21 protein-coding genes and 2 tRNA genes are annotated in these 22997 nt (G+C 67.3%); 7 read left to right on the top strand and 16 right to left on the bottom strand.

Annotated features, from left to right (window positions below):
- Window positions 1-190: 190 nt before the first annotated feature.
- The 9 genes from HWX07_RS22665 to def form a co-directional block, all read right to left on the bottom strand.
- Window positions 191-266 (bottom strand) — tRNA-Phe (locus tag HWX07_RS22665).
- Window positions 267-326: 60 nt separating this feature from the next.
- Window positions 327-1028 (bottom strand): response regulator transcription factor EsaR, encoded by a 702-nt coding sequence (esaR, locus tag HWX07_RS22670; protein WP_006495385.1) that lies wholly within the window; start codon window positions 1026-1028, stop codon window positions 327-329.
- The gene (esaS, locus tag HWX07_RS22675) at window positions 1029-3443 is read right to left on the bottom strand and encodes a sensor histidine kinase EsaS (protein ID WP_175877745.1); all 2415 of its coding nucleotides are present in this window, start codon (window positions 3441-3443) and stop codon (window positions 1029-1031) included.
- Window positions 3433-4023: a DUF4390 domain-containing protein gene (locus HWX07_RS22680; RefSeq protein ID WP_006477467.1), complete on the bottom strand. Its 591-nt coding sequence runs from the start codon at window positions 4021-4023 to the stop codon at window positions 3433-3435. The genes esaS and HWX07_RS22680 overlap by 11 nt, the downstream gene beginning before the upstream one ends.
- Window positions 4020-5411: a 16S rRNA (cytosine(967)-C(5))-methyltransferase RsmB gene (rsmB, locus tag HWX07_RS22685; RefSeq protein WP_175877746.1), complete on the bottom strand. Its 1392-nt coding sequence runs from the start codon at window positions 5409-5411 to the stop codon at window positions 4020-4022. Before rsmB ends, HWX07_RS22680 begins: the two co-directional genes overlap by 4 nt.
- A gap of 232 nt (window positions 5412-5643) precedes the next feature.
- Entirely contained in the window at window positions 5644-6501 is an 858-nt protein-coding gene (htpX, locus tag HWX07_RS22690; protein WP_011546484.1) for a zinc metalloprotease HtpX, read from the bottom strand.
- 100 nt (window positions 6502-6601) lie between these two features.
- A complete protein-coding gene (locus HWX07_RS22695; protein WP_175877747.1) occupies window positions 6602-7243 on the bottom strand; it encodes a LysE family translocator in 642 nt (213 codons plus the stop codon).
- Between the two features lie 119 nt (window positions 7244-7362).
- Entirely contained in the window at window positions 7363-8355 is a 993-nt protein-coding gene (fmt, locus tag HWX07_RS22700; RefSeq protein WP_175877748.1) for a methionyl-tRNA formyltransferase, read from the bottom strand.
- A 34-nt stretch (window positions 8356-8389) separates the two neighbouring features.
- Complete coding sequence (def, locus tag HWX07_RS22705; protein ID WP_006485794.1) at window positions 8390-8893, bottom strand: peptide deformylase; 504 nt, start codon at window positions 8891-8893, stop codon at window positions 8390-8392.
- Window positions 8894-9078: 185 nt separating this feature from the next.
- Between def and dprA the strand changes: the two genes are divergently transcribed.
- From dprA to HWX07_RS22720, 3 genes are all read left to right on the top strand, one after another.
- Window positions 9079-10392 carry a DNA-processing protein DprA gene (dprA, locus tag HWX07_RS22710; RefSeq protein WP_175877749.1) on the top strand — a complete coding sequence of 438 codons (1314 nt, stop codon included), beginning with the start codon at window positions 9079-9081 and terminating at the stop codon, window positions 10390-10392.
- 36 nt (window positions 10393-10428) lie between these two features.
- Window positions 10429-10809 (top strand): thioredoxin family protein, encoded by a 381-nt coding sequence (locus tag HWX07_RS22715; RefSeq protein WP_006477457.1) that lies wholly within the window; start codon window positions 10429-10431, stop codon window positions 10807-10809.
- 193 nt (window positions 10810-11002) lie between these two features.
- Window positions 11003-13600 carry a DNA topoisomerase III gene (locus tag HWX07_RS22720; protein ID WP_011546488.1) on the top strand — a complete coding sequence of 866 codons (2598 nt, stop codon included), beginning with the start codon at window positions 11003-11005 and terminating at the stop codon, window positions 13598-13600.
- Between the two features lie 135 nt (window positions 13601-13735).
- Here the strand turns inward: HWX07_RS22720 and HWX07_RS22725 are convergent, their stop codons facing one another.
- Complete coding sequence (locus tag HWX07_RS22725; protein ID WP_175877750.1) at window positions 13736-14785, bottom strand: LysR family transcriptional regulator; 1050 nt, start codon at window positions 14783-14785, stop codon at window positions 13736-13738.
- Window positions 14786-15213: 428 nt separating this feature from the next.
- Here HWX07_RS22725 and HWX07_RS22730 point away from each other — a divergent pair, with 428 nt between their 5' ends.
- Entirely contained in the window at window positions 15214-16227 is a 1014-nt protein-coding gene (locus HWX07_RS22730; protein WP_011546490.1) for a D-2-hydroxyacid dehydrogenase family protein, read from the top strand.
- 46 nt (window positions 16228-16273) lie between these two features.
- Here HWX07_RS22730 and HWX07_RS22735 read toward each other — a convergent pair whose 3' ends face one another.
- Window positions 16274-17140 carry a patatin-like phospholipase family protein gene (locus HWX07_RS22735; protein ID WP_006477451.1) on the bottom strand — a complete coding sequence of 289 codons (867 nt, stop codon included), beginning with the start codon at window positions 17138-17140 and terminating at the stop codon, window positions 16274-16276.
- An 8-nt stretch (window positions 17141-17148) separates the two neighbouring features.
- A complete protein-coding gene (locus HWX07_RS22740; RefSeq protein ID WP_006477449.1) occupies window positions 17149-17553 on the bottom strand; it encodes a PaaI family thioesterase in 405 nt (134 codons plus the stop codon).
- 189 nt (window positions 17554-17742) lie between these two features.
- On the opposite strand from HWX07_RS22740, the gene HWX07_RS22745 reads away from it, so the two are divergent.
- Window positions 17743-17818, top strand: a tRNA-Lys gene (locus HWX07_RS22745).
- A gap of 192 nt (window positions 17819-18010) precedes the next feature.
- The gene (locus HWX07_RS22750; protein ID WP_175877751.1) at window positions 18011-19057 is read left to right on the top strand and encodes a DUF3592 domain-containing protein; all 1047 of its coding nucleotides are present in this window, start codon (window positions 18011-18013) and stop codon (window positions 19055-19057) included.
- 36 nt (window positions 19058-19093) lie between these two features.
- On the opposite strand, the gene HWX07_RS22755 is transcribed toward HWX07_RS22750, so the two are convergent.
- Window positions 19094-19708 (bottom strand): CGNR zinc finger domain-containing protein, encoded by a 615-nt coding sequence (locus HWX07_RS22755; RefSeq protein ID WP_175877752.1) that lies wholly within the window; start codon window positions 19706-19708, stop codon window positions 19094-19096.
- Between the two features lie 81 nt (window positions 19709-19789).
- Here HWX07_RS22755 and HWX07_RS22760 point away from each other — a divergent pair, with 81 nt between their 5' ends.
- On the top strand, window positions 19790-20605 hold the full coding sequence (locus HWX07_RS22760; protein WP_175877753.1) for an alpha/beta hydrolase: 816 nt from the start codon (window positions 19790-19792) through the stop codon (window positions 20603-20605).
- Between the two features lie 30 nt (window positions 20606-20635).
- On the opposite strand, the gene HWX07_RS22765 is transcribed toward HWX07_RS22760, so the two are convergent.
- The 3 genes from HWX07_RS22765 to HWX07_RS22775 are packed head-to-tail and all read right to left on the bottom strand — an operon-like array spanning window position 20636 to window position 22868.
- Window positions 20636-21394 (bottom strand): amino acid ABC transporter ATP-binding protein, encoded by a 759-nt coding sequence (locus HWX07_RS22765; RefSeq protein WP_175877754.1) that lies wholly within the window; start codon window positions 21392-21394, stop codon window positions 20636-20638.
- On the bottom strand, window positions 21391-22071 hold the full coding sequence (locus HWX07_RS22770) for an amino acid ABC transporter permease (RefSeq protein WP_175877755.1): 681 nt from the start codon (window positions 22069-22071) through the stop codon (window positions 21391-21393). The genes HWX07_RS22765 and HWX07_RS22770 overlap by 4 nt, the downstream gene beginning before the upstream one ends.
- A 14-nt stretch (window positions 22072-22085) precedes the next feature.
- Window positions 22086-22868, bottom strand: a complete 783-nt coding sequence (locus HWX07_RS22775) for an amino acid ABC transporter substrate-binding protein (protein ID WP_175877756.1) — start codon at window positions 22866-22868, stop codon at window positions 22086-22088.
- Window positions 22869-22997 lie beyond the last annotated feature (129 nt).

Raw genomic sequence — 22997 nt, forward strand, 5'->3', positions numbered from 1 at the left:
GTTGCCGCGCGCCACGACAGGCGCGCCGCGGGCAGCCTGCCATGCGCATGAAGCGATGCGCTAAGTCATTGAGCGGGCACGGATTTTATCATGCCCCGGCGAATGCTGCCGGGCCCGTCGCCCACGACACGCGATACCCACCACAAACGAAAAACCCCAAGAACCTTCCGATTCTTGGGGTTTTAAATGCTGGTGGCCTGGGACGGAATCGAACCATCGACACGCGGATTTTCAATCCGCTGCTCTACCAACTGAGCTACCGGGCCAACGAAGAATGAAAGTATATCGAGCTATCCGCCCCCAGGCAAGTGCTTTCGCAAAATATTTTACAGCGCGCCTTCGGACGGCTTCTTGCCGAGCTCGACGCCGAGCTGCTTGAGCTTGCGATACAGGTGCGTGCGCTCGAGGCCCGTCTTCTCCGCGACGCGCGTCATGCTGCCGTTCTCGCGCGCGAGGTGATACTCGAAGTACGCGCGCTCGAATGCATCGCGCGCTTCGCGCAACGGGATGTCGAACGGGATCGCCGCCGTCTGGCCCGCGAGGCCGAGCGCCGACGCCATGTCGTCGCCCAGCGTCGGCAGCGCCGCCGCGGACGCGACCGCCGCCGGCCCCGCGGCCTGCCCGCCGCCCGCCTTCGCCGCCGCGTTCGCGGACACCGGCGCCGCGCCGCGGGCGAGACCGTGCTCGACCGACTTCAGCAGCTTCTGCAGCGCGATCGGTTTTTCGAGGAAATCGAGCGCGCCGATCTTGGTCGCCTCGACGGCGGTATCGATCGTCGCGTGCCCGGACATCATGATCACGGGCATCGTCAGCAGCCCCTGTGCCGCCCATTCCTTGAGCAGCGTGACGCCGTCGGTATCGGGCATCCAGATATCGAGCAGCACGAGATCGGGCGCCTGATTCAGCCGGTATTCCCGCGCGGCCTGCGCGTTCTCCGCCGCCTCGACGACATGTCCTTCATCGCTGAGGATCTCCGAGAGCAATTCCCGGATGCCCATTTCATCATCTACCACCAGGATGGTTGCCATTTACGCTGCCTTTGTCTGCTCACTTGCTTTTGTCTTGGCGGGAGTCGTCCCGTCCTGTGCACCCGGTTCGGCGCCTGGCGTATCGCTCGCCATCTGCAGGAACAGGATCGATACCTGCGCACCCTCGACGGTCTCGCCGTGCATGCGATTGCGCAGATCGATCCGCGCGCCGTGCTCGTCAACGATTTTCTTGACCGTGGCCAGCCCGAGCCCCGTGCCCTTCGCCTTCGTCGTCACGTAAGGCTCGAACGCGCGGGTCAGGATGCGTGCCGGAAAACCGGGCCCGTTGTCGGACACGGTAAGCCGTACCGCGACGCGCGTTTTGCCCTCGGCGTCGGGGTCGCCATATTCTACTGTCTTGGTTTCGATCAACACACGCGGATGCGCGGACTCCGCGACCGAATCCTGCGCATTCTGCAGCAGGTTGTGAATCACCTGGCGCAATTGCGTCGCGTCGCCGCGAATCACCGGCAGCGACGGCGCGAGTTCCGCGACGATCGGGTTCTTGCCTTCGCCGACGCCGTACAGCCCGAGCACCTCGCTCGCCAGTTCGTTCAACTGCAGGTTCGCCAGCACCGCCGGCGGCGTGCGCGCGTATTCGCGGAAATCGTCGACCATCCGCTTCATCGCGGCCACCTGGTTCACGATCATCGTCGCGCCGCGCTTGAGCACGTCCGCGTCGGGCGGCGCAAGCTTGTCCGACAGCTTCATCTGCAGCCGCTCGGCCGACAGCTGGATCGGCGTCAGCGGATTCTTGATCTCGTGCGCGAGCCGCCGCGCGACCTCGCCCCACGCGACCGAACGCTGCGCGGAAATCACGTCGGAGATGTCGTCGAACACGACGACGTAGCCGGACGTCTGCGGATCGTCGGCCTGCCCCTCGACCGTCGACACGAGCCGCGTGCCGCGCACGAGCAGCGTCAGCGGATCGGTTTCGCCCGGCACCTCGATCGCGAACTGCTGCTGCCAGTGGCCGCGATCGCCGCTGCCGCCGTCGGACGCCGCCTCGCGATCGGCGAACGCCTTGCGCACCATCGCGCCGAACCCGGCGGCCACGCCGATCCGGTCGAGCGTCGTGCCGATCAGCGAATTGAACGGCTGCCGGAAGATCCGCTCGGCGCCGCGATTGGCCGTCGTCAGCCGGAACTGGCGGTCGAGCACGAACACGCCGGCCGTCAGGTTCGCGAGGATGCTCTCGAGATACGTCTTCGAATGCTCGAGCGCGATGCGGTTCTTCTCGACCGCGAGCCGCGCCTCGGACAACTGGCGCGTCATCGCGTTGAACGACTGCGTGAGGAAGCCGAGCTCGTCGCGCGTCTTGATCTCGCGCTTCGGCGTGTAGTCGCCTTCCGTGATCTCCTTCGTGCCCTGCGCGAGCAGGAACAGCGGCCGCGCGAGCTGCTGGCCGAGCGCGAGCGCGAGCATCATCGCGATGAAGGTCGCGAGGAACAGCGCGAGCGTCAGCGTGCCGATGTACATCTTGCGCAGGCCCGTACGGCCGAGCGACTTTTCCTGGTACTCGCGGTACGCGCGCTGCACGGCGTCCGCGTTGTGCGCGAGCCCGGGCGGCACCGGCTGCGTGAGCTGCAGGAACCGCTCCGCCGGCTGCAGCAGCGACGTCGTCGCGTCCGGAATCGGTCGCACGACGCGCAGCCGCAGCGCGCCCTTCGCGCCATGCGCGCGCGGGTCGCCGTCGACCTCGCCCTCGATCGCCGCATACGCGCCGTGTTCGCGCGCCTGGCTCAGCATCAGCGGCGTCGGCAGGTCGTCCGGAATCAGCGCCGCGAAGTTGCCCGACGCCTGCGCGACGATGTGCAGGTCGGGCGCGGCGCCCGAGCCGCCGCGACTCGGCTCGACGATCGTCGCGTCCTGCACGCCGAACTGGTCGCGCAACCGCAACAGCGTGAGCGTCGTGCCGTTCGTGTTCGCATCGACGCTCGCGAGCTGGTCGGACATCAGCCGCGCCTTGGTCTGCAGATCGGACAGCGACGCGTCGAGCATCCCGCGGCCGAGGTTCAGCCCGGCCGTCAGCGCCGTCTCGACGTTCACGTCGAACCACGACTCGATACTGCGCGACACGAACTGGTACGACACGATGTAGATGATCCCGCCCGGCACCACGCCGACGAGCGCGAAGAACACCGCGAGCTTCGCGAGCAGCCGCGTGCCGAACTTGCCCTTCCTCAGCCGCACGACGATCATCCCGATCAGCCCGAGCACCACGAGCAGGAACACGAGCGCGACGATGATGTTGGTCGCGTATAGCCACGAGTAGTAGCGGTCGAAGAATTCGGTGTTCGCGCTCGCGGCCGCGAGCAGCACGAGCAGCAGCAGTGCGGTGATCGCGACCGTCGAGACGATCACGCGGATGAGGAGGCTCTTCCCGCTGGCCGCGCGGCGTACTTTATTTAGCACGTTCGGTCACCGTGAAGTTGAAGCGCTTCCAGTCCGACCCGAGCGTCCAGTCGCGGTTGTTCACGGCATCGACCTGGAACGGCTTCGGCATCAGCGCCGTGTCGAGCTGCATCCGCACCGACGCCGTGTAGGTTTCGCCCGCCCGCACCTGGTTACGGTCGATCACGTGCCACGACGTGATGTGGCGGACCACCGCGAGCGCATCCTTCAGCGAGGGGAAGCCGAGCTGCAGGCCGCCCGTCGACACGCGGTACTCGCGTGTGAGCGGCTGGAACGACAGGCGGATCGTCTGCGTGACCGCCACCGGCTGCTCGTCGAACCAGTACCAGCGCGCGCGGCTCAACTCGAAGTCGGTCGTGAAGTAAAGCGGGATGCCCTTGTTGACGGCATCCTCGAGGTTCGGATTCAGCTCGAAGTCGAACCGCGCGTCGAGGCTCCAGCCGCTGCCGTCGGACTGGAGCGATGCGCGCTGCACGGCGATCGATTCGGCATGCGCCGGCCGGACGACGGCCAGGCACAGCGTCAACGCGACCAGCAAGACGGCCGCGAGCCGAAAGGGAAAAAGGTGTTTGATCGTCACCGTTTCTGAAACCGCGCGTAGAAAAATCCGTCGTGATCGGTGTTCTGGTCGAGTGCGCCGGCGGCCGCCCGTCCCTGCACGCTGCCCGGCAGCAGTTGGCCGGGGGCGTCCAATCGTACCGCATCTTCACAGGCCGCTTCAAACCAGCGGGCCTGCAATTCGCCTTCCTCGGGGAAGATCGAACAGGTCACGTAAAGCAGTTCGCCGCCCGGTTTCACGAGCGGCCACAGCGCCGACAGGATGCGACGCTGCTCCGCGACCAGCGCCGGGATGTCGGCCTCGCGGCGCAGCCAGCGGATGTCGGGGTGCCGCCGCACGATGCCGGACGCCGAGCACGGCACGTCGGCCAGGATGCGATCGAACGGACGCCCGTCGTACCAGGTGTCCGGCGCGCCCGCATCGCCGACGCACACGTTCGCCGCGAGCGACAGGCGCACGAGATTCTCCCCGATGCGCGCCGCGCGCGTCGCGTCGCTTTCGAGCGCCACGACTTCCGCGTCGGCGAGTTCGAGAATATGGCCGGTCTTGCCGCCGGGCGCCGCGCACGCGTCGAGCACGCGCATGCCGTCGCGCGCGCCGAGCCATTCGGCCGCGAGCTGCGCGCCGGCGTCCTGCACCGACACCACGCCGTCGGCGAAGCCCGGAATGCGCTCCACCGGCAGCGCCGACGCGAGCCGCACCGCGTGTCGGCCGATCGCAGTCGCGTCGATTCCGCTCACACGCAGCGTGTCGAGATACGCATCGACGCTCGCGCGGCGCGCATTCACACGCAACGTCAGCGGCCCCTGATGCTCGCCGGCCGCGAGAATCGCCTGCCACGCGTCGGGCCATGCTCGCTTCACCGCGTCGACCCACCACGCGCGGTAGTTCCAGCGTGCGACCGGGTCGTCCTGCATCGCGGCGACGAGTGCATCGCGCTCGCGCAGGAAACGGCGCAGCACCGCGTTGACCATCCCCTTCGCGAACGCGAATTCGCGGCGCGCACCGATGACGGTGACGGCCTGGTCGACCACCGTGAACGCCGGGTACGCTGCCTCGTCAGGCGGGTCGAGCAGCAGCGCGAACGCGCCGGCGAGCACCGCGTGCACGTGCGCGGGCGGCGCCTTGCTGACGAACTTGCCGGTCAGCCAGTCCGCGCTGCCGAGGCGACGCATCGTCCGGTAGGCGACGTCCTGCGTCGCGCCGCGCGCGAGCGCCTGCGCACCGGACGGCATCTGCGCGAATACCGTCGACAGCGCCGCCGGCAACGCGGTGCCGCGTCGCACCGCGTCGACCGCCTGCGCGGCCGCGTCGAGCGCGAAGCCGAGCGAATCGGGCGCCAGGTGCAGCGCAGCCAGGCGCGCCGGGCGGCCGGAAGAAGTCGGAGCGGAAGAACGGGGTCGTGTCATCGGTGCGGAATCGGCAAGCAGGCGCGGCAATCAGGTGCGGCAAACAAATACGACGAACGGCGGGATCGCAACCGCCAGATGGCCCGGCGATCCCAAACCGCGCATTGTAGCGTGCGGCCATGCTGGCCCTTTGGCCCCTTTACGGCGCGCACAAACGAAACACCCCGCAGCGCGAAGCATGCGGGGTGGCGGGGCGGCCCCACGCGGCGGCGGCCGCGCGGGTTGCCGAGGGTCACTCGAAGCGGCCGGTACGCGCCATCTCCATCAGGCGCGCGATGCGCTCCTCGGTGGCCGGGTGCGTCGAGAACAGGTTCTGCAGGCCGCCGCCGTGCAGCGGGTTCATGATCATCATCTGCGCGGTGGCAGGATGCGCCTCGGCCGCCTGGAACGGGATGCCCGCCGCATAGCGATGAATCTTGTCGAGCGCGGTGGCGAGCGACTGGGGGTCGCCGGAAATCTGCGCGCCGCCGCGGTCGGCCTCGAACTCACGGGCCCGCGAAATCGCCATCTGAATCAAGGCGCCGGCGATCGGCGCGAGCAGCGCGACCGCGATCCCCGCGATCGGGTTGGCCGGCCGGCCGTTCTCGTCGCGCCCGCCAAAGAACATCGCGAAGTTCGCGAGCGCCGAGATCGCGCCCGCCATCGTCGCAGTGATCGTCGAGATCAGGATATCGCGGTGCTTCACGTGCGCGAGCTCGTGCGCCATCACACCGCGCATCTCGCGCTCCGACAGCACGCGCAGGATGCCCGTCGTCGCGGCGACCGCCGCGTGCTCGGGGTTGCGGCCCGTCGCGAACGCGTTCGGCGCATCCTCGTTGATCAGGTAGACGCGCGGCATCGGCAGGTTCGCGCGCGTAGCCAGCTCGCGGACCATCCGGTAGAACTGCGGCGCCGTGTTCTCGTCGACTTCCTGCGCGTTGTACATGCGCAGCACCATCTTGTCCGAGAACCAGTACGAGAAGAAATTCATGCCGAGCGCGAACAGCAGCGCGATCGTCATGCCGCGCGAGCCGCCGATCATCCCGCCGATCACGATGAACAGGGCCGTGATCGCGGCCATCAGCATCGCCGTTTTGACCCAATTGAACATACCCACTCCTTATCCGTCAGGGGACCCGCCGCGCATCACTGGGCACGGCGGAAAATTGTAAGCGATTTGTTAGATAAGGGCTTGCCGAAAAAATTCAATCTCAGCGTTGCGAAGCTGCCAGACGAAGGCCGAGGCCGACGAAAGCGCTGCCGACCGTGCGATCGAGCCACTTCCTGACGCCCGGCTTGCCGGAAAAGCGCTGCGTGACGCTGCCTGCCACCCACGCGACCAGGCTCGTCCAGACCGTGCTCATCGCGACGAACACCGCGCCGAGGGTCAGGAACGCCCAGGCCTTGTGCGGACTGTCGGCCGACACGAACTGCGGGAAGAACGACACGAAGAACAGCACGACCTTCGGATTCAGCACGTTGGTCCAGAAACCCTGCATGAACAGCTGGCGCAGCGGCTTGGCGGCCGCGGCCTGCGCGGCTGCGGCGCCCGACGGCGCGGCGGCCTGCTTCGCGATGATCATCCGCACGCCGAGATAGATCAGGTACGCGGCGCCGACCAGCTTGATCGCCGTGAACGCGGTGGCCGACGCGGCCAGCAGCGCGGTCAGGCCGAATGCGCAGGCGAGCGCGTGAACGCAGCAGCCGGCCGAAATGCCGAACGCCGACATCAGCCCCGCGCCGCGCCCCTGCGCGACGCTGCGGCCCACGATGTAGGCCGTATCGGGGCCGGGCGTGATGTTCAGCAGGAAAACCGCGAACACGAAGAAGCCGAAATGGGTGATGCCGAACATGAAAACCTCGAAACCGGGGAGCGCAGGGAAATTCTACGCGTGCCTGCCGCCGCGCGCGACTCGGCCGTCCGGCCAGTTGCGCCGAGCCGGCAGACCGGGTCGAATGGCGCTCAGGCCTGTCAGTCGACGTCGGGCAGCGCGAAACGCTGGCCGGCGGCGAGCGGCGAACCGGCGAGGAATTCGCGTGCAGGCAGCCGCTTGCCGCCGGGCTTCTGCAGCTGGGTGACGCGCAGCGCGCCGCTGCCGCATGCGACCACCACGCCGTCCGGCGCGGCTTCGATGATCGTGCCGGGTGCCGCGTTGGCGATCGTGCCATGCGCCGCCACGGGCTCGGCCGCCCACAGCTTGATGGCCGCGCCGTCGAGCGTCGCGACGCCGCCCGGGAACGGGTCGAACGCACGCACCTGGCGCGCGAGTACGTCGGCCGGCTTGCGCCAGTCGAGCGCCGCTTCGTGCTTGCCGATCTTTTCCGCGTAGGTCACGCCGTCGGCCGGCTGCGGCGTCGCCGGCAGCGCACCGTCGCGCTCGAGCCGCACGAGCGCGTCGACGATCAGCCGCGCGCCGGCGGCGGCGAGGCGGTCGTGCAGCGTCGCGGTCGTATCGTCGGGCGCGATCGCGATGCGCGCCGCCTCGATCATCGCGCCGGTGTCGAGGCCGACGTCCATCTGCATCAGCGTGACGCCCGTCTCGGCGTCGCCTGCCTCGATCGCACGATGGATCGGCGCGGCGCCACGCCAGCGCGGCAGCAGCGATGCGTGAATGTTGATGCAGCCGGCGCGCGGGATATCGAGCACTTCCTGCGGCAGCAGCAGGCCGTACGCGGCCACCACCATCACGTCGTGCGGCGTCGTGCGCAGCAGCTCGATCGCGTCGGCCGCCTCCGCCGGGTACTTGCCCGCGCGGCGCAGCGACGGCGGCTGCGCGACGGCCATCCCGTGCTCGACGGCGTAGCGCTTCACGGCACTCGCCTGAAGCTTCATCCCGCGCCCGGCCGGGCGATCAGGCTGGGTGAGCACGAGCGGCACCGGGAAACCGGCCTCGTGGATCGCGGCAAGGGCAGCCGCGGCGAATTCCGGCGTGCCGGCAAAAATCACGCGCAACGTATGGGTCATGACAGCGTTCGGGGTCGGGCTGGGCGCACGCGCATCACATCGCGCGTTCGAGTTTCTTCATCTTCGTCTTGATGCGCGTCTGCTTGAGCGGCGACAGATATTCGACGAACACGCGGCCCATCAGGTGATCCATCTCGTGCTGGACGCACACGGCGAGCAGGCCTTCGCAGTCGAGCTCGAACGTCTCGCCCTGCTCGTTGAGCGCACGCACGCGCACGTGGTCGGGGCGTTCGACTTCGTCGTAGATGCCGGGCACCGACAGGCAGCCTTCTTCATAGGTCTGCTTCGCGTCGCTCGACCACACGATCTCCGGGTTGATGAACGCGCGCAGCTCGTTCTTCTCTTCGGAGACGTCGATCACGATCACGCGCTCGTGCACGTCGACTTGCGTGGCCGCCAGGCCGATGCCGGGCGCCGCATACATGGTCTCGGCCATGTCGGCGACGAGCTTGCGGATCCGGTCGTCGACCTTGTCGACGGGCTTCGCGACCTTGTGCAGCCGCTTGTCGGGGTAATGAAGAATATTGAGCAATGCCATGGTGTTCGGTATTCGGTGGAGCGGCGTGCCGCATCGGCCATCCGGCCGGCTGGCGCCGCCGCCGGGATGCAATGAAGATGAGGCGGATGCGTGGCATATCAATGCCGCGGATCGCGCCTCCTGCAATCGGCCGCGTGCCTGCGCGCACGGCCCTGTCGAGTATTTCGGATGATGAAAATTTTATCATGGCGCCACGCGCTCCGCTGGCCGCCGCATTCGAGGGCCGCCTCATGTCCCCGCAAGCGCTGACGCCCGCCGCGCTGCGCGCCTGGCTGCAACTCGCGCATGCGCCCGGCCTCTCGCCCGCCGTGCTGCAGGTGCTGCTCGCGGCTTTCGGCTCGCCGGACGCGTTACTGCGCGCGCCCGACGAGGCGATCGCCGCCGTGAGTAGCCCCGCTGCCGCGCAGGCCGTGCGTGCGAGCGAGCGCGACGATCTCGATATGCGCACCCACGCCGCGCTCGCATGGCTCGACGGGCCGGGCAACGTGCTCGTCACGCTGAGCGATCCGGCCTACCCGCCGCGGCTGCGCGATCTGCACGATCCGCCGCCGCTGCTATATGTAAAGGGGCGACTCGACCTGCTGCACGCACGCGGCCTCGCGGTGGTCGGCAGCCGCCATGCGACGCCGCAGGGGCTCGCCGACGCCACGGATTTCGCCAACGCGTTGTCCGACGCGGGCCTCACGATCGTCTCGGGCCTCGCACTCGGGATCGACGGCGCCGCGCATCGTGGCGGGCTCGACGGCCGCTCGGGCACCGTCGCGGTGATCGCGACGGGCGCCGATCTCGTCTACCCGGCGCGACACCGCGCGCTCGCCCACGAAATCGCCGCACACGGCGCGATCGTGTCGGAATGGCCGCTCGGCACGCCGGCCCGCGCCGCGCATTTCCCGCAGCGCAACCGGCTGATCGCCGCGCTCGCGATCGGCGCGCTCGTCGTCGAGGCCGCCCCGCGCTCGGGCTCGCTGATCACCGCGCGGCTCGCGAACGAATTGGGGCGCGATGTGTTCGCGATACCCGGTTCGATCCATGCCCCGCTCGCGCAGGGCTGCCACGCGCTGATCCGCGACGGCGCGAAGCTCACCGCGGCGCCGCTCGATGTGCTCGAGGAATACGGGCTGGGCGAACCGGTGGCGCGCGCAACGAGCGGCGCGATGCGAACCGATAATCAGGGCGCGAATGCCGCCGAGATCCGCGAACCCGAAACTGCCGGCATCGCGCAAGCGGGTCGCCCTGCCGCGACCACCGCACCGGCCTCAATCGAAGCCACTCCACCGGGCACCCCGTCGGAACAGGCGGTGCTCGCCGCGCTGGGATACGGCCCCGTGACGTACGAATGGCTGGCCGAGCACAGCGGCCTGTCCGACGACGTGCTGCATGGCGCGCTGCTCGCACTGGAGCTGGCTGGCCGCGTCGCGAGCATCGCCGGCGGACGCTTCGCGCGGCTTGACGCCGCGCCCACCCCCTCTGCGCGGGGCGTGCTACATTCCCCGGCATAGGGGCGGCCCGGCCGCCGACGCTACCCAAGGAATTCCATGCCCGCGCTGAATCTCGACACCGATGCAGATCGGATCGCCGAGCGCCTCGCCGATCCCGGCACGTTGCTGGTCGCCTGCCTGTGCGCCGAGTGGTGCGGCACGTGCCGCGACTACCGGAGCGCCTTCGACCAGCTCGCCGATGCGCATCCGGACGCCTGCTTCGCCTGGATCGACATCGAAACCCATGCCGACCGCCTCGACGATCTCGACGTCGAGAATTTCCCGACCATCCTGATCGAGGATGCCCACACCGCACGCTTCTTCGGCACGGTGCTGCCACACGCGGCGATCGTCGAGCGCATGCTGTCCGACCTGAGTGCGGTGCCCGGTGCGCCGCACGCACCGAAATTGCGCGACATCCTGAACGTCGAAGCCTGAATTCGCGGGCCCGCCCGGCGGTTTTGCGCAGGTTGGCGCAGGCCGCCGCGCCGGGCGCTTGCCGCCATTGCAGCCCCCCTCTATGATGAGCCGCTTTTTACACGCCGAGCCGCCGTCGCTGCGGCGTGTGCTATAAAGCGGTCGTAAAAGGGACCCACAACCGGCGAACCCGGTCTACCAACACACACCTGTCATGTCCAAAGCACTGATCATTGCGGAAAAGCCTTCTGTCGCGAACGACATCGCACGCGCTTTGGGCGGCTTTACCAAGCATGACGAGTATTACGAGAGCGACGATTTCGTCCTTTCGTCCGCTGTCGGCCACCTGCTGGAAATCGCCGCCCCGGAAGAGTACGAGGTCAAGCGCGGGAAATGGAGCTTCGCGCATCTGCCCGTCATTCCCCCGCATTTCGACCTGAACCCGATCGCAAAAAGCGAGTCGCGCCTCAAGGTGCTCACGAAGCTGATGAAGCGCAAGGACGTCGACCGCCTGATCAACGCATGTGACGCGGGGCGCGAGGGCGAGCTGATTTTCCGCCTGATCGCGCAACACGCGAAGGCGAAGCAGCCGGTCCAGCGCCTGTGGCTGCAATCGATGACGCCGCAGGCGATTCGCGACGGTTTCGCGAACCTGCGCAGCGACACGGACATGCAGCCGCTTGCCGACGCCGCACGCTGCCGCTCGGAAGCCGACTGGCTCGTCGGGATCAACGGCACGCGCGCGATGACCGCGTTCAACAGCAAGGGCGGCGGCTTCTTCCTGACCACCGTCGGCCGGGTTCAAACGCCAACGTTGTCGATCGTCGTCGAACGTGAAGAGAAAATCCGCCGCTTCATCCCGCGCGACTACTGGGAAGTGAAGGCCGAATTCGCGTGCGCGAGCGGCTTCTACGAAGGGAAGTGGTACGACCCGAAATTCAAGCGCGACGAATTCGATCCGGAAAAGCGCGACTCCCGTCTGTGGAGCCTGCCGGCTGCCGAGACGATCGTCGCTGCCTGCCGCGACCAGATCGGCACGGTGTCCGAGGAATCGAAGCCGTCGACGCAACTGTCGCCACTGCTGTTCGACCTGACGAGCCTGCAGCGCGAAGCGAACGGCCGTTTCGGCTTCTCCGCGAAGAACACGCTCGGTCTCGCCCAGGCGCTGTATGAAAAGCACAAGGTGCTGACCTACCCGCGTACCGACGCGCGCGCGCTGCCGGAAGACTACCTGTCGACCGTGCAGTCCACGCTCGAGATGCTCAAGGAGAGCAACAACTACCTGCCGCACGCGAAGCAGGTGCTCGACAAGGGCTGGGTGAAGCCGAACAAGCGGATCTTCGACAACTCGAAGATCAGCGACCACTTTGCAATCATCCCGACGCTCCAGGCGCCGAAGGCGCTGTCCGAGCCCGAGCAGAAGCTGTACGACCTGGTCGTGAAGCGCTTCCTCGCCGTGTTCTTCCCGGCGGCCGAATTCCGCGTCACGACCCGGATCACCGAAGTCGCCGGCCATCACTTCAAGACCGAAGGCAAGGTGCTGGTCGAGCCGGGCTGGCTGCAGGTGTACGGCCGCGACGCCGAAGGCGCGGACGCGAACCTGGTGCCGGTGCAGAAGGACGAGAAGGTGAAGACCGACGAGATCGCCGCCGTCGCGCTCGTGACCAAACCGCCCGCACGCTACTCGGAAGCGACGCTGCTGTCCGCGATGGAAGGCGCCGGCAAGCTGGTCGAGGACGACGAGCTGCGCGAGGCAATGGCCGCGAAGGGCCTAGGCACGCCGGCGACGCGTGCGGCGATCATCGAAGGCCTGCTCGGCGAGAAGTACCTGCTGCGCGAAGGCCGCGAACTGATCCCGACCGCGAAGGCATTCCAGCTGATGACGCTGCTGCGCGGCCTCGGCGTGAAGGAACTCACCGCGCCCGAACTCACCGGCGAATGGGAATACAAGCTGTCGCAGATGGAGCGCGGCAATCTCGGCCGCGACGCGTTCATGCAGGAAATCGCCCGCATGACGCAGCAGATCGTCAAGCGCGCGAAGGAATACGATTCCGACACGATCCCCGGCGATTACGCGACGCTCGAGACACCGTGCCCGAACTGCGGCGGCCAGGTGAAGGAAAACTACCGACGCTTCGCGTGCACGAAGTGCGACTTCTCGATCTCGAAGATCCCGGGCAGCCGGCAGTTCGAGATCCCGGAAGTCGAGGAGCTGCTGCAGAAGAAGGAAATCGGGCCGCTGTCCGGGTTCCGCAGCAAGATGGGCCGCCCGTTCTCGGCGATCCTCAAGCTGTCCTTCGATGACGAGACGAAGAACTACAAGCTCGAGTTCGATTTCGGTCAGGACCAGGGCGGCGAGGAAGGCGAAGCGCCCGACTTCTCCGCGCAGGAGCCGGTCGGCGCGTGCCCGAAGTGCAAGGGCCGCGTGTTCGAGCACGGGATGAGCTACGTGTGCGAACACTCGGTGGCGAACCCGAAGACCTGCGACTTCCGCTCGGGCAAGGTGATCCTGCAGCAGGAAATCACGCGCGAGCAGATGGGCAAGCTGCTCGCCGACGGCCGCACGGATCTGCTGCCGAACTTCAAGTCGTCGCGTACCGGCCGCAACTTCAAGGCGTTCCTCGTGAAGCAGCCGGACGGCAAGATCGGTTTCGAGTTCGAGAAAAAGGAACCGAAAGCCGCTGCCGCGAAGAAGACGGCCAAATCGGCGACGAAAGATGCCGAAACCGTGACGGAAGGCGCCGAAGAGAAACCGGCACCGGCCCGCAAGACCGCCGCCCGCAAGACGACGGCGCGCAAGACGGGTTCGTGACGGGCCTGGCCGCCGGGCGCTGTCTTTCGCGCACCCGGCGCGCCCCGTTCCGGCACGCAGCCATAAAAAAACGCGGATCGATCGATCCGCGTTTTTTCTTTGTGCCGGCCGTAACGCTGACGGGCCGCCGCGCCGTTACAGCGGCGACGGCATCGCCACGCGCGTGCGCGGCGAGCGGGCAATACGCGGCTGCAGGTTCGGATCGGTCGATTCAGGCTGCTCGGCACGCATCTCGACGCCGATCGGCGGCAGCGTCGCACTCTGCGCGGCCCACTGTTCGCCCATCGTCGCATCGGTCGAGTGGCTGAAATGCTCGACGAGATGGTCGATGAACGTGCGCACCTTCGCCGGCAGATGGCGCCGGCTCGGGTAGGCGATGTTGATCTCGACCTGCGGCAGCCGGAAATCCGGCAGCAGCCGCACGAGCGCGCCGCGCGCGATGTCGCTGCCGATCAGGTAGCTCGGCAGGATCGCGACCCCCATCCCAAGCAACGCGAACTGGCGCAGCATCGCGGTGTTGTTCGCGACGATCACGTTGGTCGGGCGCACGCGCACCTCGCCGTCCGGCCCCGTGAACACGCGCTCGTCGCCCCAGTATTCGGTCGGCAGGCTCAGGGCCGGGTGCTCGGCGAGCTGTTCCGGATGCGTCGGTACGCCGTGCTTCTCCAGATAGCTCGGCGTCGCGCACACGGTCATGCAACCGGTGGTCAGGCGCCGCGTGACGATGCTCGCGCTACGCATCTGGCGCGTGACGACGATCCCGACGTCGAAACCTTCCTCGACCAGATCGACCTGCCGGTCGACCAGCGTGAGATCGGGCACCACCTTCGGGAAGTTTTCCGTATACGACTGCAGCACGGGCGCGAGGTTGTGCAGGCCGAACACGACCGGCGCGACGATGCGCAGCGTGCCGACCGGCTCGTGATTGCGTGCGACGACCATCTGCTCGACGTCCTCGAGCTCGTCGAGGATCTGGCGGGCACGCTCCAGATAGACCTGACCCGACTCCGTCAGGGAGAGGCTGCGCGTGGTGCGGTTAAGCAAACGCGTGCCGAGCCGGCCCTCCAGATCGGCGACGTGGCGCGTCGCGACCGCGTTGGAGATATCCATTGCGCTCGCGGCCCGCGCGAAACTGCCGAGATCTGCAACCTTGACGAACACGCGCATCGACTGCAAATGATCCATAAACGACTCCTGCCGCTGTTACAACTTCAAAAAGATGAAGCAAATGCGTAATTCTCCTACGACAGCGGAAATGATGCAGAGTTGCTCAACAAGGGGGCGGTTGACGATAAAAATAGTCAAAAATCCTCGGCTTCTGCGGATAGTTGATCCAATTATTCTGCCGAGAGCAACAATTGGGTGAACCTCGTCGAGTAAATGGCCGAATCAGGAAGGACATATTTGATGCGACACAACAGCGCACCCCGTCGCACCGCGCGGGAGCGGCGCCGGGTGTGGCTGGCGCCGATTGCGGCGGAGCGTAACAACCTGTTAAAAAGACACCATGGAGGCAGCCGACGTAGCATCATGTCGGCCCCGGCCGGGCGGGACGGGTGCGCAAGGTGCGCCGCCGCCACGCCCCCGCTTTCAACGCGCGACACCCGTTCACCATGAAAATTGCCATTCTCGACGACTACCAGGACGCCGTCCGCAAGCTGAACTGCTTCGAGATGCTCGCGGGCCACGACGTAAAGGTCTTCAACAATACGGTGCGCGGCCTGGGACAGCTCGCCAGCCGTCTGGCGGAAGTCGAGGCGCTCGTGCTGATTCGTGAACGGACCCCGATTACTTCCCAGTTGCTCGCCAAGCTGCCGAACCTGCGCATGATCAGCCAGACCGGCCGCGTATCGAGCCACATCGATCTCGACGCGTGTACCGATCGCGGCGTCGCGGTGCTCGAAGGCACCGGTTCGCCGGTCGCGCCGGCCGAGCTGACCTGGGCGCTCGTGATGGCCGCCCAGCGCCGCATTCCGCAGTACGTCGCGAACCTGAAGCAGGGAGCCTGGCAGCAGTCGGGCCTGAAGACCTCGGCGCTGCCGCCGAACTTCGGCCTCGGCCAGGTGCTGCGCGGCCAGACGCTAGGCATCTGGGGCTACGGCAAGATCGGCCGGCTCGTGGCCGGCTACGGCAAGGCGTTCGGGATGAACGTGCTGATCTGGGGCCGCGAGCATTCGCTCGAAGCCGCGCGCGCCGACGGCTATACGGCCGCCGAGAGCCGCGAAGCGCTGTTCGAGCAGAGCGACGTGCTGTCGCTGCACCTGCGCCTGCACGACGACACGCGCGGCATCGTGAAGCAGGAAGACCTGATGCGGATGAAGCCGACGTCGCTGCTCGTCAATACGAGCCGCGCCGAGCTGCTCGAAGAAAACGCGCTCGTCAACGCGCTGTCGCACAACCGGCCGGGCATGGTCGCGATCGACGTGTTCGAAAGCGAGCCGATCCTGCAGGGCTACAGCCTGCTGCGGATGGAAAACGTGATCTGCACGCCGCACATCGGCTACGTCGAGCGCGAAAGCTACGAGCTGTATTTCAGTGCCGCATTCCGCAACATTCTCGCGTTCGACGACGGCGACATGTCGAGCGTCGCCAACCCGGAAGCGCTGACGCCGATCCGCAAGCGCTGACCGCACGGGCCGCGCGCGTCGCACGGCCCCCTTTCATTCCCGCTCTTCAGGCGGCCACGCGGCCGCCCGTCATCGCGCCGACGCGCGTGAGGAAATGCTCGCCGTCGCGCCGCCCGAGATCGTACGCATGCCGCATCTGCGACGGGCTCGTGTAATCCCAGCTCGAAATCGGCACCTTGCTCGACGGCTGCACGTACAGCCGCCGCTGGTCGCCATGCGCGACCGTAAACATCTGCGGACGCGGATACAGCCGCGTCACCAGCACCAGCACGTCGCCCGGCGACGGATCGAGCGCATCGACCGGCACGTTGTCGACCATCCCGCCGTCGAGCACCGGCCGGCCGCCACGCCGCAGCACCGGCGTGAACGGCGGCGTGCAGGACGACTGCAGGATCAGGTCGGCGAGCTCGTCGACGTGCGTGCAGGCCTGCGCCCGCACGAATTCGGGGCGAAAACCCAGCGTGCGCCCGAGCGTCGGGTGCAGCGTCTTGCGCACGTACTTCTCGATGTTGTATGCGACGAGGCCGGCCGCGACCGCGCTGCGCGCACCGAGCCAGCGCGGCACGTGCGACACGCCGATGCGGATCTCCGGCGCCGCGGCGAGCTGCGCGAACGGTTCGCCGTAGATATCGAGCAGCGCCTGACGGTAGATCCGGTAATGCGGAAACACGGGCTCGCGCCCGAACAGGTTGCCCCAGTAGGCATTCTTCCGGTTGTGGCGCAGCGCCTCTTCGTAATAGCGCATCACCCATGCGGCGTCGCGCGTATACAGCATGCATGCGGTGGCCGCGCCGGCCGAGATGCCGGTGATCACGCGCGGGCGCAGGGCGAGGGCCGGCTGTGCGACGTCCCAGAAGCCGGCCTGCCACCAGCAGCGATTGCCGCCGCCCGCAAAGACGATCTGGTCGAACATCGCGCCGCTCAGCTGACGAGCGCGTAGGTCGACGTCGCGTGGACGGCCATCTTGCCGTCCTCGTCGAACAGCTCGACTTCGCCGAACACGAGGTTGCGGCCCATCCGCAGCACGCGCGCGGTGACGAGCACGTCGCCCTTGCGCACCGGGCGCATGAAGTTGGTGTTCAGCGACACCGTCGTCATCGGCCGGAATTCGCCGAGCGCGGCCGAGATCGCGACCACCATCGCGGTGTCGGCGGCCGCCGTGAACACCTGGCCGCAGATGATGCCCCCCGAATGACGGAACTCGCCGGAAAACGGCAGGCGCAGCGTGACGCTGTCATCGCCGATCGACACGGGAACCAGACCCAGCGAGCGGACCCACGGGGCCAGCAGGCGATCCAGCAATTCGCGGACTGCGTTTTCGTCCATCTTCGATGTCCAGAAAGCGTTGCGCGACCGCCGCGCAACACGTGTGGCGTCATCATACCGGGAGCGCGCGAACTGCGATCGCTCGTTACCGCGCCGGCAGCCGTCGTTGTCTTGACGAAATATTTTCAGGAAATTTGCACAAAGGGCTTGCCATGTCCTGAAAACCCCGGCATAATCTTTCTTCTGTTGGGGGCGTTAGCTCAGTTGGTAGAGCAGCGGACTCTTAATCCGTAGGTCGAGTGTTCGAGTCACTCACGCCCCACCAGGAATTTCAAAGGCCGGTCAGCGAAAGCTGACCGGCCTTTTCCGTTTTGGCGCCCCGCACTCGTGGCGCGCGCACCCTTCGCGGCGGTATGCAACCGCGCGCCTGCCGCCCATCGTTTCCGCTAGAATCGTCCGACAAATATCACACGACCGGCGCCAAGCATCATCGTTTGCCCGCCGGCACTGAGAGAACATGGGACGTCAGACATGGAAGCATGTGAACGAGACGCGACCATTCAGAGGGCATGGTTGCGTCAATATCGGCCCGTCCGTCGCGATGGGCCGCTCAGCCAGGCACACCCGAATCCGCGCGACGCACGAACCGGATCGCGTCATGCCGGGTAAGGACGCGCTGATCGCGCTGATGATCGGTGTCGTCCTGTTCGTGCTGGCCGGCGTACTCGCCGTCACGGCCGGCCGGGAACCCGGCCGCCTGGTCCGCGCGCCGGGCACGGTCGTGCGGATCGTCCAGGACAGCGATGCGATGCGCGCGTACCGGCCGATCGTCGCCTACCTCGCGAACGACGGCCAGCGCCGCGAAGTCGCCGGCAATACCGCGTCGACGGTCCCCGCATACGACATCGGCGAAAACGTCGACGTCCTGATCGACCCCGATCACCCCGAGCGCCCCGCGCTGATCGACGATTTCACGCAACGCTGGTTTCCGGTGGCCGTGCCGGCGCTGCTCGCCGTCGCGTCGTTCGCGATCGGCGGGCTGCTGATGGCCAGCGAGCGCCGCCGCCGGCAATCGGACCCGGCACCACGCCGAGTCGCACGCAAGCCGGCACGGCGCCGCTGGGATGTCGCGATCGTGCTGATTCCGATCGCGATCGGCACGGGCTTCCTCGCCGGGGCCGGCGCGGCCGGCCTGCGTCAGTGGCAAATCGTCCACCACTATGCGCGCTCGACCGGCCACGTCGTCGAGATCGCGAAAAACGGGCGGTCATCGCGGTCGCGCACGGCGCTGTATTCGGCCGTCGTCGCGTTCACGACCGACAGCGGACGACTCGTCACGTTCGCCCAAGGCTCGGCGTCGTCGCACCCCGGGCTGCACGAAGGCGACGCGGTCAACGTGCTGTACGACCCCGTCACGCCCGAGCGCGCGCTCGTCGACCGCTTCTGGGATCGCTGGGGCCTCACGGCCATCCTGTTCGCGATCGGTGCGCCGTTTCTTGCAGCGGGGCTGTTCGTCGCCGCGACGTTATGGCCCGATCATCGGCCGCACGAAGCCGCTCAATGACGCACGCGCGGCGCGGCAATCGTCGCGACGCGCGCGTCACCGCTCCCTGAACGCCTCCACCTTCGCGCGATTCCCGCACGTGCGCATGTCGCACCACCGCCGCCCCACGCCGCGGCCGCGATCGACGAAGAACCACGTACACCGGCCACATTGCCGCACGCGCGCGAAATCGTCGCTGCGCATCAGATGCTCGAAACCGAGCGCGACCGCATCGACCCAGCGCGACGCGGCCCGTGCATCGGGCCGCCATGCGAAGCGGCCGCCGACCGCGTCGAATGCGCTGCGCCCGATCGCTTCGCGGATCGCCAGCGCGAGTCGAAACGCCTCGCGCGCGCCCGCGCTGCTATCGCCTTCGGCCGTCAGATGCGCGATCGCGACGTACGCGTCGTCGCGAAAGCGGCGCAGCGCCGCCAGCTCGCCGGGGCCGTCCTGCCGCGGATGACGCAGCAGCCGCGCCAGATCGTCGGGCGCCAGCAAGCCCGCTTTCCCGGCCCATGCACGCACGGTCGGCCAGTCGACGAGCTTGTCTTCGTCGCGCGTCTTGCCCGTGTCGGCCACCGTATTGAGGAAGTCGAGCGCCGGATGGCCGCCGATGAAATCGGCCGCGCGCCATTCGTGTCCGTGTCGCGCCGGGTTGGAACGAGTAACCATTTATTTTCACCTATCGGTTTCACATCCGGACAATCCGGCGTAACCTGTTAACAACGAAAACAGGTTATCACGGAGAAGCCGATGCTCGAACTCCCGAACCGCTTCAATTTCGAAGGCCACCGGATTGCATGGGGCACGCTCGGCGAAGGCCCGCCGCTCGTACTCGTGCACGGCACGCCGTTTTCGTCGCAGGTCTGGCGCCGGATCGCGCCGTGGCTCGCGCGGCGCCATCGCGTGTACTTCTACGACCTGATCGGCTACGGCCAGTCCGACATGCCGGACGCGGACGTGTCGCTGGGCCGCCAGAACGTGCTGTTCGGTGCGCTGCTGAATGAATGGAAACTAGTGCGGCCGCGCGTGCTGGCGCACGACTACGGCGGCGCAACCGTGCTGCGCGCGCACTTTCTCGACGGCATCGCATATGCGGACCTCACGCTCGTGAACCCGGTCGCGATCGCGCCGCAAGGCTCGCCGTTCGTGCGTCACGTCGCGCAGTACGAAGCCGCGTTCAATGGCTTGCCCGCGTATGCGCACCATGCGCTCGTGTCGGCGTATATCGGCCAGGCAGTCGCACGGCCGTTGAGCGACGACGTGCTGTCGATCTACCGCGAGCCGTGGCTCACGCCGGCCGGCCAGGCCGCGTTCTATCGGCAGATCGCGCAGATGCGCCAGCGCTACATCGAGGAAGCGGAGGCCCGCTACGCGCCGCCGGACTTTCCGGTGCGCATCGTGTGGGGCGAGGACGACGTGTGGATTCCGCTCGAACAAGGGCAGGCGCTGGCCGACCGCATCGCGAATGGCCAGTTGATCCGGGTTCCGCACGCGGGCCATCTGGTTCAGGAGGATGCGCCGGAAGCGATCGTCGCCGCCGTGCTCGACGGATACGCGCCGGGCTGAACATCACCGCATCGCGTATCGCGTGCCGCGTCAGAACACCGGCACGCCTTGCGCGAGCGTCGCGACGAACTTCGCGGTGCGCGGGTCGCGCGGCCGGCCGAACAGGTCGCGCGACGGGCCGGCTTCGACGATGCGGCCATCGGCGAGGAACACCGCATCGTGCGCGATCGACGCGGCCAGGCGCAGGTCGTGCGTGGCCATCAGCATCGTCGTGCCTTCGCGCGCGAGCTGGCGCAGCACCTCGACCACTTCGACGGACAGCTCCGGATCGAGCGCCGATGTCGGCTCGTCGCACAGCAGCACCTGCGGCGACGGCGCAAGCGCCCGCGCGATCGCCACGCGCTGCTGCTGTCCGCCCGACAGCGTGGCCGGCCATGCGTCGGCCTTGTCCGCGATGCCGACCTTGTCGAGCAGCGCGAGCGCCCGCTCCCGGGCCCGCTCGCGCGGCCAGCGCTGCACGGTCACGAGCCCCTCCATCACGTTCTGCACGACGCTCAGATGCGGAAACAACTGGAAGTTCTGGAACACCATGCCGGTCTGCTTGCGCACCGCGAATACCGCGTCGCGCGACGGCCGACGCGCCGGCACGAATTCGATGCGCGCCTCGCCGACCGCGAGCGCACCGGACTCCGGCACTTCGAGCAGGTTCACGCAGCGCAGCAGCGTGCTCTTGCCGCTGCCGGACGGGCCGATCAATGCGGTCACGCTGCCCGGCTGCAGCGCGAGATCGATCCCGCTCAGCACGCGGTGCGTGCCGAACGACTTGTCGATGCGTTCGAGTCGGATCATCGCAACTCCGCGTGGAACAGCGCGTGGCGGCCGAAGCGAAGCTCGAGCCGGCGTTGCAGCGACGACAGCACCGAGCTGAACAGCAGATAGATCAGCGCGGCTTCGGTATAGAGGATCAGCGGCTCGTAGGTCACGGCCGCGATGCGTTGCGCGGCCTGGAAGATCTCGGGCACGGTCAGCACGGCCGCGAGCGACGTGTCCTTCACGAGCGAAATGAACGAATTCGACAGCGCGGGCAGCGCGACGCGCGCGGCCTGCGGCAGGATCGCGCGGCGCAGCGCCTGCGCGCGCGTCATCGACATCGAGTACGCGGCCTCCCACTGCCCCTTGGGCATCGATTCGATCACGCCGCGAATCACTTCCGCGTTGTACGCGCCGACGTTCAGCGAGAAACCGATCACGGCGGCCGTCAGCGGATCGAGCACGATGCCGACGTTCGGCAATCCGTAGAAGATCACGAACAGTTGCACGAGCAGCGGCGAGCCGCGAAACAGCCAGATATAGAAGCGCACGACGGCCTGCGCCCAGCGCGGCCCGAACAGCCGCACGAGCGCCGCGCCGAACGCGAGCAGCAAGCCGATCGCGAACGACGCGAGCGTGAGCGGAACCGTGAACACGAGCCCCGCGACCAGCAGGGGGCGCAACGATTCCACCATCAGGTGCAGCCAGTCCGGCATCGTTCAGCCTCGCGTCACGGCTGCGACACGTCGCGGCCGAAGTACTTCTGCGAGATCTTCGCGTAGGTGCCGTCCGCCTTGATGTCCGCGAGCGCCTTGTCGATCGCGGCCACCAGCGCGGGGCTGCCCTTGCGCAGCAGCACGCCGGATGCGTCGCCCGCGCCGCTCGTGTCGGTCGCCGCGATCTTCAGTTTCGCGTCGGGCTTGTGCTTGCGGAAATCCAGGTACGACAGCGAATCGTTGATCGTCGCATCGACGCGGCCGGACGTCAGCAGGTCGATCGATTCGTTGAAGCCCTGCACCGGCACCACGTCGGCGCCGTGCGCGGCGGCGAGCTTGCCGAAATTGCTGGTCAGCGTGTTCGCGGATTTCTTGCCCTTCAGGTCGTCGAACGAGCGGATCGTCGTGTTGTCCGAGCGCACGATCAGCACCGCGTGCGACGTGATGTACGGCGTCGAGAAATCGTATTTCGCCTTGCGCGCATCGGTGATCGACACTTCGTTGACGACCGCGTCGTAGCGGTTCACGTCGAGGCCCGCGATCAGCCCGTCCCATTTTCCTTCGACGAACTGCGGCTTCACGCCGAGACGCTGCGCGATCGCGGTCGCGATGTCGACGTCGAAGCCCGTCAGCTTGCCCGTCTCGTCGTGGTACGTGAACGGTGCGTAGGTGCCTTCGGTGCCGACGCGGAACACGCCGGCCGACTTGATCTGCGACAGGTCGTCGGCAGCCAGCGCGCTGGTGACCGCGGCGGCCTGCAGCAGCGCGACGACCAGGATGGAGCGGAGGAATTTCATGGTGCGGACCCCGAATGATTGGAGAGGATCATCCCGCCGGCGCGCCTGCGCCGTTCGAGAGGTCCGCGAATTCTACCGATGCGTCGAGGCCCGGCAAAAACGCAAATCGGCTAACGATATGAGCCGATC

It is taken from the genome of Burkholderia sp. BCC0097, assembly GCF_902832985.1.
Lineage (GTDB): Bacteria > Pseudomonadota > Gammaproteobacteria > Burkholderiales > Burkholderiaceae > Burkholderia > Burkholderia orbicola.

What these genes read in the sequence shown, in the direction of transcription:
- def (WP_006485794.1), bottom strand. Translation starts at nt 8,893, where the DNA reads ATGGCATTGCTCAATATTCTTCATTACCCCGACAAGCGGCTGCACAAG.
- HWX07_RS22715 (WP_006477457.1), top strand. Translation starts at nt 10,429, where the DNA reads ATGCCCGCGCTGAATCTCGACACCGATGCAGATCGGATCGCCGAGCGC.
- HWX07_RS22730 (WP_011546490.1), top strand. Translation starts at nt 15,214, where the DNA reads ATGAAAATTGCCATTCTCGACGACTACCAGGACGCCGTCCGCAAGCTG.
- HWX07_RS22760 (WP_175877753.1), top strand. Translation starts at nt 19,790, where the DNA reads ATGCTCGAACTCCCGAACCGCTTCAATTTCGAAGGCCACCGGATTGCA.
- HWX07_RS22725 (WP_175877750.1), bottom strand. Translation starts at nt 14,785, where the DNA reads ATGGATCATTTGCAGTCGATGCGCGTGTTCGTCAAGGTTGCAGATCTC.
- esaR (WP_006495385.1), bottom strand. Translation starts at nt 1,028, where the DNA reads ATGGCAACCATCCTGGTGGTAGATGATGAAATGGGCATCCGGGAATTG.
- HWX07_RS22735 (WP_006477451.1), bottom strand. Translation starts at nt 17,140, where the DNA reads ATGTTCGACCAGATCGTCTTTGCGGGCGGCGGCAATCGCTGCTGGTGG.
- htpX (WP_011546484.1), bottom strand. Translation starts at nt 6,501, where the DNA reads ATGTTCAATTGGGTCAAAACGGCGATGCTGATGGCCGCGATCACGGCC.
- dprA (WP_175877749.1), top strand. Translation starts at nt 9,079, where the DNA reads ATGGCGCCACGCGCTCCGCTGGCCGCCGCATTCGAGGGCCGCCTCATG.
- HWX07_RS22740 (WP_006477449.1), bottom strand. Translation starts at nt 17,553, where the DNA reads ATGGACGAAAACGCAGTCCGCGAATTGCTGGATCGCCTGCTGGCCCCG.
- HWX07_RS22720 (WP_011546488.1), top strand. Translation starts at nt 11,003, where the DNA reads ATGTCCAAAGCACTGATCATTGCGGAAAAGCCTTCTGTCGCGAACGAC.
- fmt (WP_175877748.1), bottom strand. Translation starts at nt 8,355, where the DNA reads ATGACCCATACGTTGCGCGTGATTTTTGCCGGCACGCCGGAATTCGCC.
- HWX07_RS22695 (WP_175877747.1), bottom strand. Translation starts at nt 7,243, where the DNA reads ATGTTCGGCATCACCCATTTCGGCTTCTTCGTGTTCGCGGTTTTCCTG.
- rsmB (WP_175877746.1), bottom strand. Translation starts at nt 5,411, where the DNA reads ATGACACGACCCCGTTCTTCCGCTCCGACTTCTTCCGGCCGCCCGGCG.
- HWX07_RS22765 (WP_175877754.1), bottom strand. Translation starts at nt 21,394, where the DNA reads ATGATCCGACTCGAACGCATCGACAAGTCGTTCGGCACGCACCGCGTG.
- HWX07_RS22750 (WP_175877751.1), top strand. Translation starts at nt 18,011, where the DNA reads ATGGGACGTCAGACATGGAAGCATGTGAACGAGACGCGACCATTCAGA.
- HWX07_RS22770 (WP_175877755.1), bottom strand. Translation starts at nt 22,071, where the DNA reads ATGCCGGACTGGCTGCACCTGATGGTGGAATCGTTGCGCCCCCTGCTG.
- HWX07_RS22755 (WP_175877752.1), bottom strand. Translation starts at nt 19,708, where the DNA reads ATGGTTACTCGTTCCAACCCGGCGCGACACGGACACGAATGGCGCGCG.
- HWX07_RS22775 (WP_175877756.1), bottom strand. Translation starts at nt 22,868, where the DNA reads ATGAAATTCCTCCGCTCCATCCTGGTCGTCGCGCTGCTGCAGGCCGCC.